The organism is Caulobacter endophyticus (genome assembly GCF_003116815.1).
In the GTDB taxonomy this organism is placed as follows: Bacteria; Pseudomonadota; Alphaproteobacteria; order Caulobacterales; family Caulobacteraceae; genus Caulobacter; species Caulobacter endophyticus.
The window spans coordinates 266529-279517 of the sequence record NZ_QDKQ01000034.1; the positions used below are offsets into that span (position 1 = coordinate 266529).

Below are 12989 nucleotides of genomic sequence, written 5' to 3' on the forward strand. Positions count from 1 at the left end.
CGCGATCGGTCGGTTAAGAGTGCGGGGCATGACTCATCAGCTCGCTCCCCGCCTCGCGCCCTGCGGTCCGATCATTGATCCCAAGGCGGCCGAGCGCGCCCACGAGATGATCGCCAAGCGGGCCGGCGAGCGGATGGGCGTCGTCGACGCCGCCTGGCCGGCCCTGGCCCCGGTCTTCTCCGCCAGCCCCTATCTGGCCAGCCTGGCGCGCCGCGACGGCGTGCGCCTGCCAACCATCCTCGACAGCGATCCGCAGGAGCGCCTGGCCCAGATCCTGACGGCCGCCCGGGGCGTCGCCGCCGAGCCCGACTTCGAGACCGCCCGCAAGACGCTCCGGGACCTGAAGGCCGACCTGCACCTCTTGACCGCCCTGTGCGACCTGGGCGGGGTCTGGGACCTCGACGCGGTGACCGGCGCCCTGACCCGCTTCGCCGACGCCAGCCTGCACGCCGCCCTGGCCCAGGCCGCCCGGGTCGAGGTGGCGCGCGGCGCCCTCACCCATGTCGGAGACGGCGCCGATGGTCCGATCCCAGGCCTGTTCTGCATCGCCATGGGCAAGCACGGCGCCTATGAGCTGAACTATTCCAGCGACATCGATTTCTCGATCTTCTACGCGCCCGAGGCGCTGCCGGTCAGCGAGGGGACCGAGCCGCAGGGCGTGGCCGTGCGCCTGACCCAGCACCTGGGCCGGATGCTGGCCGAGCGCACCGGCGACGGCTACGTCTTCCGCATCGACCTGCGCCTGCGCCCCGATCCCAGCTCGACCCCGCCGGCCATGCCGATCGACGCGGCCCTCGACTACTACGAGAGCGTCGGCCAGAACTGGGAGCGGGCGGCCCACATCAAGGCCCGCATCGCCGCCGGCGACATCGCTCGCGGCGAGGCCTTCCTGGCCGAGCTGCAGCCCTTCATCTGGCGGCGCAACCTCGACTTCGCCGCCATCGCCGACATCCACTCGATCAAGCGCCAGATCCACGCCTACAAGGTGGACGAGCGGCTGGAGGCCAAGGGCGCGGACCTGAAGCTGGGTCGCGGCGGCATCCGCGAGATCGAGTTCTTCGTCCAGACCCAGCAGCTGATCCTCGGCGGCCGCCATCCGGACCTGCGCAGCCCCCGCACGCTGGACGCCCTGGCCGCCCTGCGCGACGCCGGCCATGTGACGCCGGAGGACTGCGAGTACCTGACCGCCGCCTATCACGACCTGCGCGCCCTGGAGCACCGGGCCCAGATGATCGCCGACGACCAGACCCACAAGCTGCCGGAGTCCGACGCCGACCGGAAGAAGGTCGCCGCCCTCTGGAACCAGGGCGCCTTGCGCAGCTTCGACGCCGCCGTCGGCAAGATGCTCAAGGGCGTCAACCAGCGCTACGGCGCCCTCTTCAAGGGCGAGGAGGAGCTGTCGTCGCGGTTCGGCAGCCTGGTGTTCACCGGCGTCGAGGACGATCCCGAAACCCTGGCCACGCTCAAGCGCATGGGCTTTTCGTCGCCCGAGCGCGTGGCCGCCACCATCCGCGGCTGGCACCATGGCCATATCGCCGCCACACGCACCGAGCGCGGCCGCGAGCTCTTCACCCGCCTGGCCCCGCGCCTGCTGGACGCGGCCAACGCCACGGGCGCGCCGGACGCGGCCTTCAACCGCTTCGCCGACTTCTTCGCCTCGCTGAGCTCGGGCGTGCAGATCCAGTCGCTGTTCCTGGCCCAGCCGCGCCTGTTCGAGCTTGTGGTGCAGGTCATGGCCTTCGCCCCGCGCCTGGCCGCGACCCTGGCCCGCCGCCCTACGGCCCTGGACGCCCTGCTGGACCCGGCCTTCTTCGGTCCGATGGAGATGCCGTCGGAGGTTCCCTGGGATCCGTCCGAGTTCGAACCGTCGATGGACGCGGCCCGGCGGCTGTTCCGCGACCAGACCTTCCGCATCGGGGTGCGGGTGATGAGCGGCACGGCCGACGCCCGCGACGTGGGCCGCGCCTTCGCCGACCTCGGCGACCTGATCGTCGGGGGCCTGGCGCCGGCCGCCCTGGCCGAGGTCGAGCGGCTGGGCGGGGGCTTCCCTGGCCAGGTGGCCGTGGTCGCCCTGGGCAAGGCCGGCTCGCGGGAGATGACGGCCAAGTCCGACCTCGACCTCATGACGCTCTATGCGGCCGACGAGCCCGCCGCGATGTCGGAGATGAAGGGCTGGAGCGCCGACGTCTTCTACGCCCGCTTCACCCAGCGCCTGGCCTCGGCCCTGTCGGCGCCGACGGCCGAGGGCACGCTCTACGAGGTGGACCTGAAGCTGCGCCCATCGGGCAGCAAGGGGCCGGTGGCCGTCAGCTTCACCGCCTTCGAGGACTATTACGAGCGCGAGTGCGAGACCTGGGAGCTGCTGGCCCTGACCCGCGCCCGGGTGATCTGGGCCAGCTCGCCGGCCTTCAAGGCCCGGGCCGAAGGCGCCATCGAGGCCGCCCTGCGCCGCCCCCGCGACGTGGCCAGGACCGCCGCCGACGTGCTGGAGATGCGCGACCTGATGGAGCGTGAGCGGCCGGGCAAGGGCCCATGGGACCTGAAGCTGGAGCCCGGCGGCCTTGTCGACATCGAGTTCATCGCCCAATTCCTGCAACTGGCCCATGGCCCCAATGGAGGCCCGCTGGCCCAGAACACCGGAGAAGCCCTCTCGGCCCTGATCGCCGCGGGCCTGGCCGACAAGGCGTCCCTGACCGCGGCCCTGTCGGCCTGGCGGCTGGAGCAGGACCTGTCGCAGCTGATCAAGGTGGCGCTGGAGAACGGCGACGACCCGGAAAGCGAACCCAAGGCCTTCCGGGCGCTGCTGGCGCGGGCGGGTCACGTGACCCAGTTCCGCTCGCTGAAGGCCAAGCTGGTCAAGGCCAAGGCCGAAGCCCGCAAGGCGTTCGAGGACGTGGTGAAATAGGGGGAGGGCGAGGGCTCCCGCCGCCCAAGATCCTCCCCCTCGGGGGGAGGTGGCCCGGAGGGCCGGAGGGGGGCCGTTTTCAGCTTTCGAAACGCTGGCAGTCAGCCCACTTCCCCCTCCGCCGGCTTCGCCGACACCTCCCCCTTCAGGGAGAGGATCTTCCGACGGAAACCCCGCCCGGCCCCGTTGAAGCTCCTGAAGGACGGGCCATCCCCATTCCTGGAGCACTCGATGAAGACGTTCACCACCCTGGTCGCCGCGACCGCGATCGCCGCCTGCGCCGTCCCGGCCCTGGCCCAGACCAAGCCGGCCGGCCAGACCCTGGCCGCCTTCCAGGCCGAGCGCGCGGGCCAGATGCTGGCCAAGCTGGACGCCAACAAGGACGGCAAGCTGTCGAAGACCGAGTTCGAGGCCATGCGCCAGAAGAAGGCCGACGGCGCCCAAGGCGCCAAGGCCGGGCGCGGCGAGCGCCTGTGGGGCCGGATGGACGCCGACAAGGACGGCTTCCTGTCGCGTGCCGAACTGGAGGCCATGGCCGCCAAGCGCTTCAAGCGGATGGACGCCGACGGCGACGGCGTGCTCACCTCGGCCGAACGGCAGGCCGCGGCCGGCAAGGCCAAGGCTGCGATGTGACGGCCGGCATGGGCTTGGCGTGACGAGGTGAGGCTTGGCGAGCGAGGGGGAAGACCCCGACCTGGCGTTGCTGGAAGGCGTGGGACGGGGCGAACAGGCCGCCGTGCGACGGCTGCTGGACGCTCGCCTGCCACGCATCCTGGCCTTGGCCCGACGGCTCCTGGCCGATCCGTACGAGGCCCAGGACGTGGCCCAGGAGACCTTCCTGCGGGCCTGGAAGCAGGCGCCCTCGTGGCGTCCCGGCCAGGCCCGCTTCGACACCTGGCTGCACCGCGTGGCGCTGAACCTGTGCCGCGACCGGCTGCGGCGCCGACGGGAGACGATTATGGCGCAGCCGCCCGAGGTGGCCGACCTGGCGCCCGACGGCGAAGGCGCGCTGCTGGGCGTGCAGATCGGCGGCCGCATCGAGGCGGCCCTGGCCGCCCTGCCCGAGCGCCAGCGCGAGGCGATCGTGCTGTGCCACCACCAGGGCCTGGGCAACAAGGAGGCCGCCGCCCTGCTGGGGGTGTCGGTCGAGACGCTGGAAAGCCTGCTGGGCCGTGGACGGCGCGCCCTGCGCGCGGCCCTGGCCGACCTGATGGAGGCGGTTCGATGAGCTTCAAGGAGGGCGCGCGACCATGACCCCCGACCGCTTCGCGCAACTGGCCGCCGCCCACGGCGGCGACATCGGCCGCTGGCCGCAGGCGGTGCGCGAGGCCGCCCGCTCGGCCCTGGCCGCCGATCCGCATGGCCTGGGCGCGGTGCTGGCCGCCGAGAGCGACCTCGACCGCCTGCTCGACCTGGCGCCGGCCCAGAGCGCCGACGCGGCCCTGATGGGGCGGCTGCTGGAGGCCGCGCCCAGGCCGCGCCGATCCGGCGGCGCCTGGTGGGCCGGCCTGGCCGCCGGTCTGGGCCTGGCCGCCGCCACCGTGGCCGGCGTCGCCGTCGGCGTCGCCTCGGGCGAAGGCGACCGGCTCGACCGCCGGGCCGACGCCATACTGGCCGCCGCCTATGACCAGCCCGAACCCGACGCGGCCGCAGAGCTCCTGGATGAGGCGACCGACCTATGAGCGCCAACCGTCCCCTGATCGTCGCCCTGGTGATTTCCGGCGCGCTGAACCTGTTCCTGATCGGCGGCATCGCCGGCGCGGCCTGGATGCGCCAGGAGGCCCGCCGCGAAGCTCCGGCCGCCGCCGCCCTGGCCCAGCGTCCGCCGCTGTGGACCGCCGGTCGCGACCTGACGCCCGAGCACCGCCGCGCCCTGCGCCGCAGCCTGCGCGAAGCCGCCCTGGAGAACCGCGCCGACGCCCAGGCCGCCCGCGCCGAGCGACGGGCCGTGGTCGAGGCCATGGCCGATGGCCGCTTCGACCGCGCCGAGGCCGACCGCCGGATGGCGGCCGCCCGCACGCTGGAAAGCGGAGTGCGCGCCAAGGTCGACGGCCGCCTGACGGCCTTCGCCGAGAGCTTGCCCTCCGAGGAGCGCCAGGTGCTGGCCGAGGGCCTGAAGCGGGTCTACGCCCCCCGCCAGAAGCCGCGAGACGAGCAGGCCGGCGAGCGGCCGCGAAGAAAAAACCGCCAGACCCCGTAACCAACCGCATCCGGCTCCGTATCTTCGACACTGTAACCGGAGACACGCCCGTGCTTATCCGCCATCGTCCCGACCTGACCGACAACGACGTCACCGACAGGGGGCTCTATCTTCGCCGCCGCGAGTTCATCGCCGGGGCGGCGGGCCTGGGTCTCGCGGGCCTTGGCGGCGTGGCGAGCGCGGCGCCCTTGGCCTTCACCAAGGGCTTCTCGACCACCGAGAAGCCGACGCCGAAGAACGACATCACCAGCTACAACAACTTCTACGAATTCGGCGTCGACAAGGGCGACCCGGCGCAGAACGCCGGCAAGCTGAAGACCCGTCCCTGGACCGTCCGGGTCGACGGCGCCTGCGAGGCGCCCCGCACCTTCGACATCGACGAGCTGATCAAGAACAAGCTGGAAGAGCGGATCTATCGCCTGCGCTGCGTCGAGGGCTGGTCGATGGTGATCCCCTGGGTGGGCTTTCCGCTGAAGGACCTGATCGCCGCGGTCAAGCCGACGTCCAAGGCCAGGTTCGTCGCCTTCGAGACCCTGATGCGCCCCTCGGAGATGACCGGCCAGCGCTGGGACGTGCTGCAGTGGCCCTACCGCGAGGGCCTGCGCATCGACGAGGCCGTCCATCCGCTGACCCTGATCGCCGTCGGGCTCTATGGCGAGACCCTGCCCAACCAGAACGGCGCGCCCCTGCGCCTCGTCGTGCCGTGGAAGTACGGCTTCAAGAGCATCAAGTCGATCACCCGCATCAGCCTCGTCGAGCGCCAGCCGCCGACGGCCTGGAACCTGTCGGCGCCGCGCGAGTACGGCTTCTATTCCAACGTCAATCCGGCCGTGGACCACCCCCGCTGGTCGCAGGCCACCGAGCGCCGCATCGGCGAGTTCCGGCGGCGCGACACCCTGGCCTTCAACGGCTACGGCGAGTGGGTGGCGGATCTCTATCGCGGCATGGATCTGAAGCGGAACTTCTGATGACAAACGAAGTCGAGCATCCCCGCTCCTCCCCCGTGAAACGGGGGAGGTGGCGCGCTGCGGACACGCAGCGTGACGGAGGGGGCGAGGGACAGAGCGCCGCGCGTGCCGCCGCCCCCTCCACCGCTTCGCGGTCCCCCTCCCCCGCACGCGGGGGAGGAGCAAGAAGGAAACGCCCCTCCAAGACCCGCGACAACCTCGTCTATGCCGCCGTCTGGCTGGCCTGCGCCGCGCCGCTGGTCTGGCTGGCCTTCCGCGCCTTCACTGGCGACCTGGGCGCCAATCCGATCGAGACCCTGATCCGCCAGCTGGGCGTCTGGGGCATGCGGCTGCTGCTGGTCGGCCTGGCGATCACGCCCGCCGCAGTGATCCTGAGGAAGCCGCGCCTCTTGCGCTTTCGGCGGACCATCGGCCTCTTCGCCTTCGCCTATGTGTCGCTGCATCTCCTCAGCTATATCGGCGTCGACCTCTATTTCGACTTCGGCCAGCTGTGGAAGGACATCCTCAAGCGGCCGTTCATCACCCTGGGGATGGCCGCGTTCGTGCTGCTGGTCCCGCTGGCGGTGACCTCGACCAACGGCTGGGTGATCCGCATGGGCCGCGCGGCCTGGAGCCGGCTGCACTGGCTGATCTACGTCATCGTGCCGCTGGGCGTGGCCCACTACTACCTGCTTGTGAAGGCCGACCATCGCCCGCCGCTGGTCTATGCGGGGATCCTGGCGGTGCTGCTGGGATGGCGGGTCTGGCGCAAGGTGGCCAAATAGGAACCTCCCCCAGTGGGGGAGGCGATCGCGCAGCGATCGGTGGGGGGAAGTCGCGGCCCGATCAGAGGCAGCTGAAAACGCCCCCCCTCCGGCCCTCCGGGCCACCTCCCCCAGAGGGGGAGGATCCGGTTGGATGGAAGGATCCTATTTGGTCAAGCCCTTCGCGTAGGCCTGCGCCTGGCCCAGCAGCCTCAGCACGTTGCCGCTCCAGATCGCCTCGATGTCGGCGTCGGAATAGCCCGCCGCCTTCAGGCGGGCGGTGATCTTGGGCAGGTCGGCCACGTCTTCCAGGCCCTCGACGCCGCCGCCGCCGTCCCAGTCGGCGCCGATGCAGACGGCCTTGGCGCCGCCGATCTTCAGCACGTGGTTCATGCTGTCCATGAAGGTGTCGAAGTTGGCCCGCACCGGCGGAAACTTCTTGTCCAGTTCGGCGCGCTTCCTGGCATAGGCCACGAAGTCGGCCTGGGTCGCCTCGTCGCCCGGTCCGCGGCCGAGGGCCTCCAGCGCGGCCTTGCGCTCGGGGCTGGGCGTGGAGGCGCGCAGATAGACCGAGTTGATGCAGATCGCCCCGCCGCTCTCTGCGATCTTCCTGATGCGCGCGTCGTCGAGATTGCGCGGGTGGTCGAAGACGGCCCGAGCGCCCGAGTGCGAGGCGATGACCGGAACCTTCGACAGGGCCACGGCCTGGTCCACGACATCGTCCGAGGCGTGGCTGACGTCGATCAGTATGCCCAGGCGGTTGGCCTCGGCCAGCCAGCGCAGACCGAGCGGAGAGAAGCCGTTCCAGATCTTGCCCTTGGGATCGGTGGAGCTGTCGGCGAACTGGTTGTTGCGGAAGTGGACAGGGCCCGCCATCCGCACGCCCGCGCCGTAGAAGGTCTGCAGCAGGGTCAGGTCCTCGCCCAGCGGCCAGCTGTTCTCGATGCTCTGGAAGGCGAACTTCTTGCCCGCCTTGCTGATGCGCAGGGCGTCTTCGGGCGTGTAGGCCAGCTCGAACTGGTCGGAATGGGCGGCCACCATCTCGCGGATCTCGGTCGCGCGGGTCAGGGCGAAGTCGCGGGCCTTGCGATAGCCCTCGGCGGTCAGGTCGCCCTGGCCGGTGTAGATCACGAAAAACCCGCCATCGAGCCCGCCGTCGTTCATGCGCGGCAGATCAACCTGGCTGAAGTCCTGCGGGACGCTGTGACGGTCGACCATGCTCCAGCCGGGGCGGGCGAAGTGCTCGGGGGTGTCGAGGTGGGTGTCCAGCGTCAGCATGCGCTCGTGCAGCGCCCTGTCAGCTTTCGAGACAGGCGCCTCGGCGGCGTGGGCGGCCGCGCCCAGCAGGGCGGCCGAGCCGAGGAGGACTGACAGCAGGCGACGCATGGAACACTCCGGAACAGCTGATCGCGCCAAGCTCCGCAATGCCGTCCCCTCCGTCAAGGACATTAGATTTTCTTCGGCCGATCGCCGCGCCCTGCTAGGGCGTCGGGCAGTCGGTGCGGACCGGCATGCCATCCTTGTAGGCGAAGTATTCGGTGCAGACGCGCTGGCAGACCACCGCCTCGCGCTTGCCGATATCGGCCGCGTCGAGGAATTCGCCCAGGCTGGTCCAGCCGTCGCTGTTCCAGTCCATCTCCGACCAGCCGTAGCCATGATGCAGCGAGCCGGCGACAAGTGCGCCGAAGAAGACCGTCGGCGGCGTCAGCAGGGTGCAGGCGATGAGGATCAGGACCACGCGCATGGGCTCAGATCAGCCCCAGCGCCTTGAAGCTGGCCACCCCGTCGCGGCCCACCACCAGGTGGTCGTGCACGGCGATGCTCAGCGCCTTGCCGGCCGAGACGATCTGCTTGGTCATCTCGATATCGGGCCGCGAGGGCGTGGGATCGCCGCTGGGGTGATTGTGCAGCAGGATCAGGTTGGAGCTGGAAAGCTCCAGCGCCCGGCGCATCACCTCGCGCGGATAGACCGGCGCATGGTCGACCGTGCCGTGGTTCATCACCTCGTCGGCGATCAGCTGGTTCTTCTTGTCGAGGAACAGCACGCGGAACTGCTCGCGGGACTCGTTGGCCAGGGCGACGCGGACATAGCCCAGAAGCGCCGTCCACGACGAGATCACCGGCCGCTTGGTGATGCCCTCGCGCCCGGCCCGCAGGGTGGCCTCGTGCAGGATCTTGAGGTCCACCGCCGCCGTCTCACCCACGCCGGACACGGTCTTCAGTTCCTCGACGGTCGCGCCCAGCACGGCCGCGAACGAGCCGAAGCGGGCCAGCAGCGTCTTGGCCAGCGGCTTGACGTCGCCGCGCGGCAGGCTGCGGAAGAGGTAGAGTTCGAGCAGTTCGTAGTCGGGCAGCGCGGCCAGCCCGCCGGCCCTGGCCCGCTCCCGCAGCCGCTCGCGATGGCCGCTGTGGTGGGCGGCGACCAGCGCGGCCTTGCTCGCCTTGGCCTTGGCCGGCTCCGCCGCCTGGAGCGCGCGCGGCGCGGCCTCCGACACCTTCAAGGACTTGCCGCTGACCATCGCGCCCCTCTGCGTGAGCGCGATTAGAGCTTAACAATCTGGAGTTGTCGAGGACGCGCGATCGCCGAGGACGAACCCGGTGATTTTCGCTTCCCCAAGATCGCCTTCCTGGGCCCTGCGCCCAGGGAGGCAGGAAAAAGGCGCGAGAAAAAGCCCTGCCTCAGAACGCCGGAACCACCGCGCCCTTGTACTTCTGCGCCATGAACGCCTTCACCTCGGGCGAGGTCAGGGCCTTGGCCAGCTTGGCCACGCGCGGGTCGGAGGCATTGTCCGGACGGGTGACCAGGAAGTTCACGTAGGGGCTGGTCTTGTCCTCGATCAGCAGGGCGTCCTTGGCCGGGTCGAGCTTGGCGTCCAGGGCGTAGTTGGTGTTGATCACCGCCAGGTCGACCTGGTTCAGCACCCGCGGCAGGGTCGCCGATTCCAGCTCCTTGAACTTCAGGTTCTTCGGGTTGGCGGTGATGTCCTTCAGGGTCGACACCGGGTTGGTCGGGTCCTTCAGGGTGATCAGGCCGTTCTTGTTGAGCAGCAGCAGGGCGCGGCCGCCGTTGCTGGGCTCGTTGGGGATGGCCACCGTGGCGCCGGCCGGCAGGTCGGCGATGGCCTTGATCTTCGCCGAATAGGCGCCCAGCGGCTCGATGTGCACGCCCGTCGCCTTGACCAGCCCCCAGCCGCGATCGGCGTTGACGGTGTCGAGATAGGGGCCGGTCTGGAAGTAGTTGGCGTCCAGGTGGCGCTCGGCCAGCTGCACGTTGGGCTGGACGTAGTCGTTGAACACCTTGACGTCGAGCTTCAGGCCTTCGGCCGCCAGCTTCGGCTTGATGAACTCCAGCACCTCGGCGTGCGGCACGGCGGTGGCGCCGACCACCAGCGTGTCGGCCGCCGACGGCGCGGGCTGGCGATTGCAGGCGGCCAGCAGGGCGAAGGCGGCGAGGCTGACGAGTGCGGCGCGGCGGGCGACCATGAACGGCTCCGGTAAGTCGATAATTCCGGGAGGGTATTGCGCGCAAACGCCCCGGATGCGGAATCAGTTTTCCTGAGGCGGGGAAGAGGGCGGCGTGGTTGGCGCGGCGACAGCTTGACTATAGGTTGCGCACAGAACCCCTGCAGCCATGAGCGCCGCCGATGAAGACGCCCCTCCTTTGCGCCCTCGCCGGCCTCCTCGCGATGGCGACGACCAACACCGCCCAGGCCCTGGACGGTCCGATGCGCATCGCCAGAGACCTGCAGTCGGTGCGCATCGGCGAATACGACTATCCGCTCGACTGGGCCGACGGCCAGACGCTGGACGAGGTGACCCGGACGCTGCAGAGCGGCCTTACGTTCAACAAGCTAACCACCAAGGTCACCGACTGCGACGCCGGCTTCTCCATGCCGACCAGCACCACCACCAACTACCCCGGCACGATCTATGGCGGGGCCTGCACCCTGACGACCGAGGGCGTGACGCAGCGCGTGCTGGTCTGCCACGACTCCATGGTCGGCGATGTCGCCATGGAAGGGGCCAGGGACGCCGTCGGCACGATGCTGGAACGGCGCCGCCTGATCGAGCTGGCGGTGCGCCGCTGCCTGGGAACCTGACCCGGCCTCAGTCGTCGTTCGCCGGATCTTCTGGCCCCTGGATCGTCCAGTTCGACACGAAGTCGGGGTTCTCCAGCACCTCGCCATTGGCCAGGGTGTAGGCGCCCGGCATGGCCGGCTTGATGTTCGAGGTCTGGGGCGGCAGCAGGTAGGTGTCGCCGTCCTCTTCCGCCGTCAGCAGGTCGACGAGGATGCCCTCCTCCGGATCGGCCGACAGGATGACGCCGTGGAACTGCTCGACGTCCTCGATCTCGCCGTCGGCGTCGAGGAAGGTCAGGCCCACCAGGATGATGCGGCCCGGCAGGGTGTCGGCCAGCGCCTGGTCCCAGTGCTCGGGCGGCGGGGCGGAAAGGATTTCGTCGGTCATGGGAGGGTTCTTAGGCCCCTCCCCCGCCGCCCGCAATCACCGGTGCGAGACCTTCCTCACCACCGTGTCGCCGACCATCTGCAGCCCCTGCACCAGGATCAGCAGCAGCGCCACGGTGACCACCATGACGTCGGTCTGGAAGCGCTGGTAGCCGAAGCGGATGGCCAGGTCCCCCAGGCCGCCGGCCCCGACCACGCCTGCCATGGCGGTGTAGGAGACGAGCGCGATGGCCGTCACGGTGGCGCCGGCGATGATCCCTGGCATCGCCTCCGGCAAGAGCGCGCCCAGCACCACCTGCCGGCGCGTGGCGCCCAGGGCGAAGCTGGCCTCGACCACGCCCTTGTCGACCTCGCGCAGGGCGGTCTCGACCAGGCGGGCGTAGAAGGGCGCGGCGCCCACCACCAGAGGCGGAATGGCGCCGGCGACACCCAGCGAGGTGCCGACCAGCAGCACGGTCAGCGGGATCATGACGATCAGCAGGATGACGAACGGCACCGAGCGCAGGATGTTGACGAGCAGGCCCAGCGCCGTATGGGCGGCCTTGCTTTCCAGCATCTGGCCCTTGCCGGTCAGGAACAGGATCACGCCCAGCGGCAGGCCCAGGATCACGGTCAGGACCATCGAGCCGCCGAGCATGGTCAGGGTGTCGAGCGTGGCCAGGCCGATATCGGCCCAGTCAATGTTGGCGAACAGGCTCATCGGGCCTTCTCCAGGCGGTCGATCCGCACGTCGGCGGCCTCGAAACGGGCGATGGCGGCCTCGACGTCGCCGCCGGTGAGCGCCAGGGTCAGCTGGCCGTAGGGCGCATCCCGCAGCTTGTGGATGCGGCCGCCCAGGATCGAGTAGTCGACGCCGGTCTCGCGGGCCACCGCGCCCAGCACCGGCTTGTAGGTCGCCTCGCCCTTGAAGGTCAGGCGCACCAGCACGCCGGCCGGCAGGGCGGCCTCGGAGGCGTCCTCCACCTCGCCGACGAAGCGGCGGGCGGTGTCGCTGGCCGGGTGCAGGAACACCTCTTCCACCGGCCCCTGCTCGACCACGCGGCCGCCCTCCAGCACCGCCACCCGGTCGCAGACGCGGCGCACCACGTCCATCTCGTGGGTGATCAGCACGATGGTGAGGCCAAGCTCGCGATTGAGGTCGGAGATCAGGGCCAGGATCTGTTCGGTGGTCTCGGGATCCAGCGCGCTGGTGGCCTCGTCGCACAGCAGGATCTTCGGCGCCGTGGCCAGGGCGCGGGCGATGCCGACGCGCTGCTTCTGGCCGCCCGACAGCTGGGCCGGATACTTGGCGGCGTGGTCGGACAGCCCCACCCGCGCCAGGAGCTCGGCCGTCCGCGCCTTGATCTCGGCGGGGCCGCGGCCGGCCAGCTTCAGCGGGAAGGCGACGTTCTGCTCGACCGTCTTTGACGACAGCAGGTTGAAGTGCTGGAAGATCATGCCGACGCGGCGACGCAGGGCCCGAAGGCCCGCGACGTCCAGCGCCGCCACGTCGTCGCCGTCGACGATCACCTTGCCGCCGGTGGGCAGCTCCAGGCCGTTGATCAGGCGGATCAGGGTGGACTTGCCGGCCCCCGAGGCGCCGATGACCCCGAACACCTGCCCTTGCGCGACCTCGAGCGAGGCTTCGCGCAGGGCCGCGTGACCGGTCGCTCCACGCGTGGCGGCATAGGTCTTGGAGACGGCTTCGAAACGGATCACCGGCGGCTG

General features: G+C 70.4%; 15 protein-coding genes. 8 read left to right on the plus strand and 7 right to left on the minus strand.

The genetic code is table 11. The annotated features are described in order from the left end of the window. The first annotated feature begins 28 nt into the window (after nt 1–28). From DDF67_RS09900 to msrQ, 7 genes are all read left to right on the plus strand, one after another. The gene (locus tag DDF67_RS09900; protein ID WP_233247600.1) at nt 29–2905 is read left to right on the plus strand and encodes a bifunctional [glutamine synthetase] adenylyltransferase/[glutamine synthetase]-adenylyl-L-tyrosine phosphorylase; all 2877 of its coding nucleotides are present in this window, start codon (nt 29–31) and stop codon (nt 2903–2905) included. Between the two features lie 231 nt (nt 2906–3136). Further along, nucleotides 3137–3538: an EF-hand domain-containing protein gene (locus tag DDF67_RS09905; protein ID WP_109100711.1), complete on the plus strand. Its 402-nt coding sequence runs from the start codon at nt 3137–3139 to the stop codon at nt 3536–3538. Between the two features lie 34 nt (nt 3539–3572). Next, complete coding sequence (locus DDF67_RS09910; protein WP_109100712.1) at nt 3573–4133, plus strand: RNA polymerase sigma factor; 561 nt, start codon at nt 3573–3575, stop codon at nt 4131–4133. Between the two features lie 22 nt (nt 4134–4155). Continuing rightward, the gene (locus tag DDF67_RS09915; RefSeq protein ID WP_109100713.1) at nt 4156–4587 is read left to right on the plus strand and encodes a hypothetical protein; all 432 of its coding nucleotides are present in this window, start codon (nt 4156–4158) and stop codon (nt 4585–4587) included. Continuing rightward, nucleotides 4584–5105 carry a periplasmic heavy metal sensor gene (locus DDF67_RS09920; protein WP_109100714.1) on the plus strand — a complete coding sequence of 174 codons (522 nt, stop codon included), beginning with the start codon at nt 4584–4586 and terminating at the stop codon, nt 5103–5105. Before DDF67_RS09915 ends, DDF67_RS09920 begins: the two co-directional genes overlap by 4 nt. A 20-nt stretch (nt 5106–5125) precedes the next feature. Next, on the plus strand, nt 5126–6073 hold the full coding sequence (gene msrP / locus DDF67_RS09925) for a protein-methionine-sulfoxide reductase catalytic subunit MsrP (protein ID WP_109100787.1): 948 nt from the start codon (nt 5126–5128) through the stop codon (nt 6071–6073). Beyond that, nucleotides 6073–6837: a protein-methionine-sulfoxide reductase heme-binding subunit MsrQ gene (gene msrQ, locus DDF67_RS09930; protein ID WP_109100715.1), complete on the plus strand. Its 765-nt coding sequence runs from the start codon at nt 6073–6075 to the stop codon at nt 6835–6837. The genes msrP and msrQ overlap by 1 nt, the downstream gene beginning before the upstream one ends. A 144-nt stretch (nt 6838–6981) precedes the next feature. Here msrQ and DDF67_RS09935 read toward each other — a convergent pair whose 3' ends face one another. From DDF67_RS09935 to DDF67_RS09950, 4 genes are all read right to left on the minus strand, one after another. After that, on the minus strand, nt 6982–8202 hold the full coding sequence (locus tag DDF67_RS09935) for a dipeptidase (protein ID WP_109100716.1): 1221 nt from the start codon (nt 8200–8202) through the stop codon (nt 6982–6984). Nucleotides 8203–8296: 94 nt separating this feature from the next. Beyond that, on the minus strand, nt 8297–8554 hold the full coding sequence (locus DDF67_RS09940) for a hypothetical protein (protein WP_146198002.1): 258 nt from the start codon (nt 8552–8554) through the stop codon (nt 8297–8299). A 10-nt stretch (nt 8555–8564) separates the two neighbouring features. After that, nucleotides 8565–9335, minus strand: coding sequence for a RadC family protein (radC, locus tag DDF67_RS09945; RefSeq protein WP_109100718.1), 771 nt, complete (start codon nt 9333–9335; stop codon nt 8565–8567). A gap of 160 nt (nt 9336–9495) precedes the next feature. Next, the gene (locus tag DDF67_RS09950; RefSeq protein WP_109100719.1) at nt 9496–10299 is read right to left on the minus strand and encodes a MetQ/NlpA family ABC transporter substrate-binding protein; all 804 of its coding nucleotides are present in this window, start codon (nt 10297–10299) and stop codon (nt 9496–9498) included. 161 nt (nt 10300–10460) lie between these two features. Between DDF67_RS09950 and DDF67_RS09955 the strand changes: the two genes are divergently transcribed. Then, entirely contained in the window at nt 10461–10916 is a 456-nt protein-coding gene (locus tag DDF67_RS09955; RefSeq protein WP_146198003.1) for a hypothetical protein, read from the plus strand. A gap of 7 nt (nt 10917–10923) precedes the next feature. On the opposite strand, the gene DDF67_RS09960 is transcribed toward DDF67_RS09955, so the two are convergent. From DDF67_RS09960 to DDF67_RS09970, 3 genes are read right to left on the minus strand one after another with little or no spacing between them, the layout of a single operon-like run. Further along, a complete protein-coding gene (locus DDF67_RS09960) occupies nt 10924–11283 on the minus strand; it encodes a hypothetical protein (RefSeq protein WP_109100721.1) in 360 nt (119 codons plus the stop codon). A 36-nt stretch (nt 11284–11319) separates the two neighbouring features. Then, the gene (locus tag DDF67_RS09965; protein WP_109100722.1) at nt 11320–11982 is read right to left on the minus strand and encodes a methionine ABC transporter permease; all 663 of its coding nucleotides are present in this window, start codon (nt 11980–11982) and stop codon (nt 11320–11322) included. Continuing rightward, entirely contained in the window at nt 11979–12980 is a 1002-nt protein-coding gene (locus DDF67_RS09970; protein ID WP_109100723.1) for a methionine ABC transporter ATP-binding protein, read from the minus strand. The genes DDF67_RS09965 and DDF67_RS09970 overlap by 4 nt, the downstream gene beginning before the upstream one ends. Between the last annotated feature and the right edge of the window lie 9 nt (nt 12981–12989).

Bases quoted from the DNA above. Each gene is read 5' to 3' on its own strand.
- DDF67_RS09905 (WP_109100711.1), top strand. From the start codon at position 3,137: ATGAAGACGTTCACCACCCTGGTCGCCGCGACCGCGATCGCCGCCTGC.
- DDF67_RS09935 (WP_109100716.1), bottom strand. From the start codon at position 8,202: ATGCGTCGCCTGCTGTCAGTCCTCCTCGGCTCGGCCGCCCTGCTGGGC.
- DDF67_RS09960 (WP_109100721.1), bottom strand. From the start codon at position 11,283: ATGACCGACGAAATCCTTTCCGCCCCGCCGCCCGAGCACTGGGACCAG.
- DDF67_RS09900 (WP_233247600.1), top strand. From the start codon at position 29: ATGACTCATCAGCTCGCTCCCCGCCTCGCGCCCTGCGGTCCGATCATT.
- DDF67_RS09965 (WP_109100722.1), bottom strand. From the start codon at position 11,982: ATGAGCCTGTTCGCCAACATTGACTGGGCCGATATCGGCCTGGCCACG.
- msrQ (WP_109100715.1), top strand. From the start codon at position 6,073: ATGACAAACGAAGTCGAGCATCCCCGCTCCTCCCCCGTGAAACGGGGG.
- DDF67_RS09955 (WP_146198003.1), top strand. From the start codon at position 10,461: ATGAAGACGCCCCTCCTTTGCGCCCTCGCCGGCCTCCTCGCGATGGCG.
- DDF67_RS09950 (WP_109100719.1), bottom strand. From the start codon at position 10,299: ATGGTCGCCCGCCGCGCCGCACTCGTCAGCCTCGCCGCCTTCGCCCTG.
- DDF67_RS09920 (WP_109100714.1), top strand. From the start codon at position 4,584: ATGAGCGCCAACCGTCCCCTGATCGTCGCCCTGGTGATTTCCGGCGCG.
- DDF67_RS09915 (WP_109100713.1), top strand. From the start codon at position 4,156: ATGACCCCCGACCGCTTCGCGCAACTGGCCGCCGCCCACGGCGGCGAC.
- radC (WP_109100718.1), bottom strand. From the start codon at position 9,335: ATGGTCAGCGGCAAGTCCTTGAAGGTGTCGGAGGCCGCGCCGCGCGCG.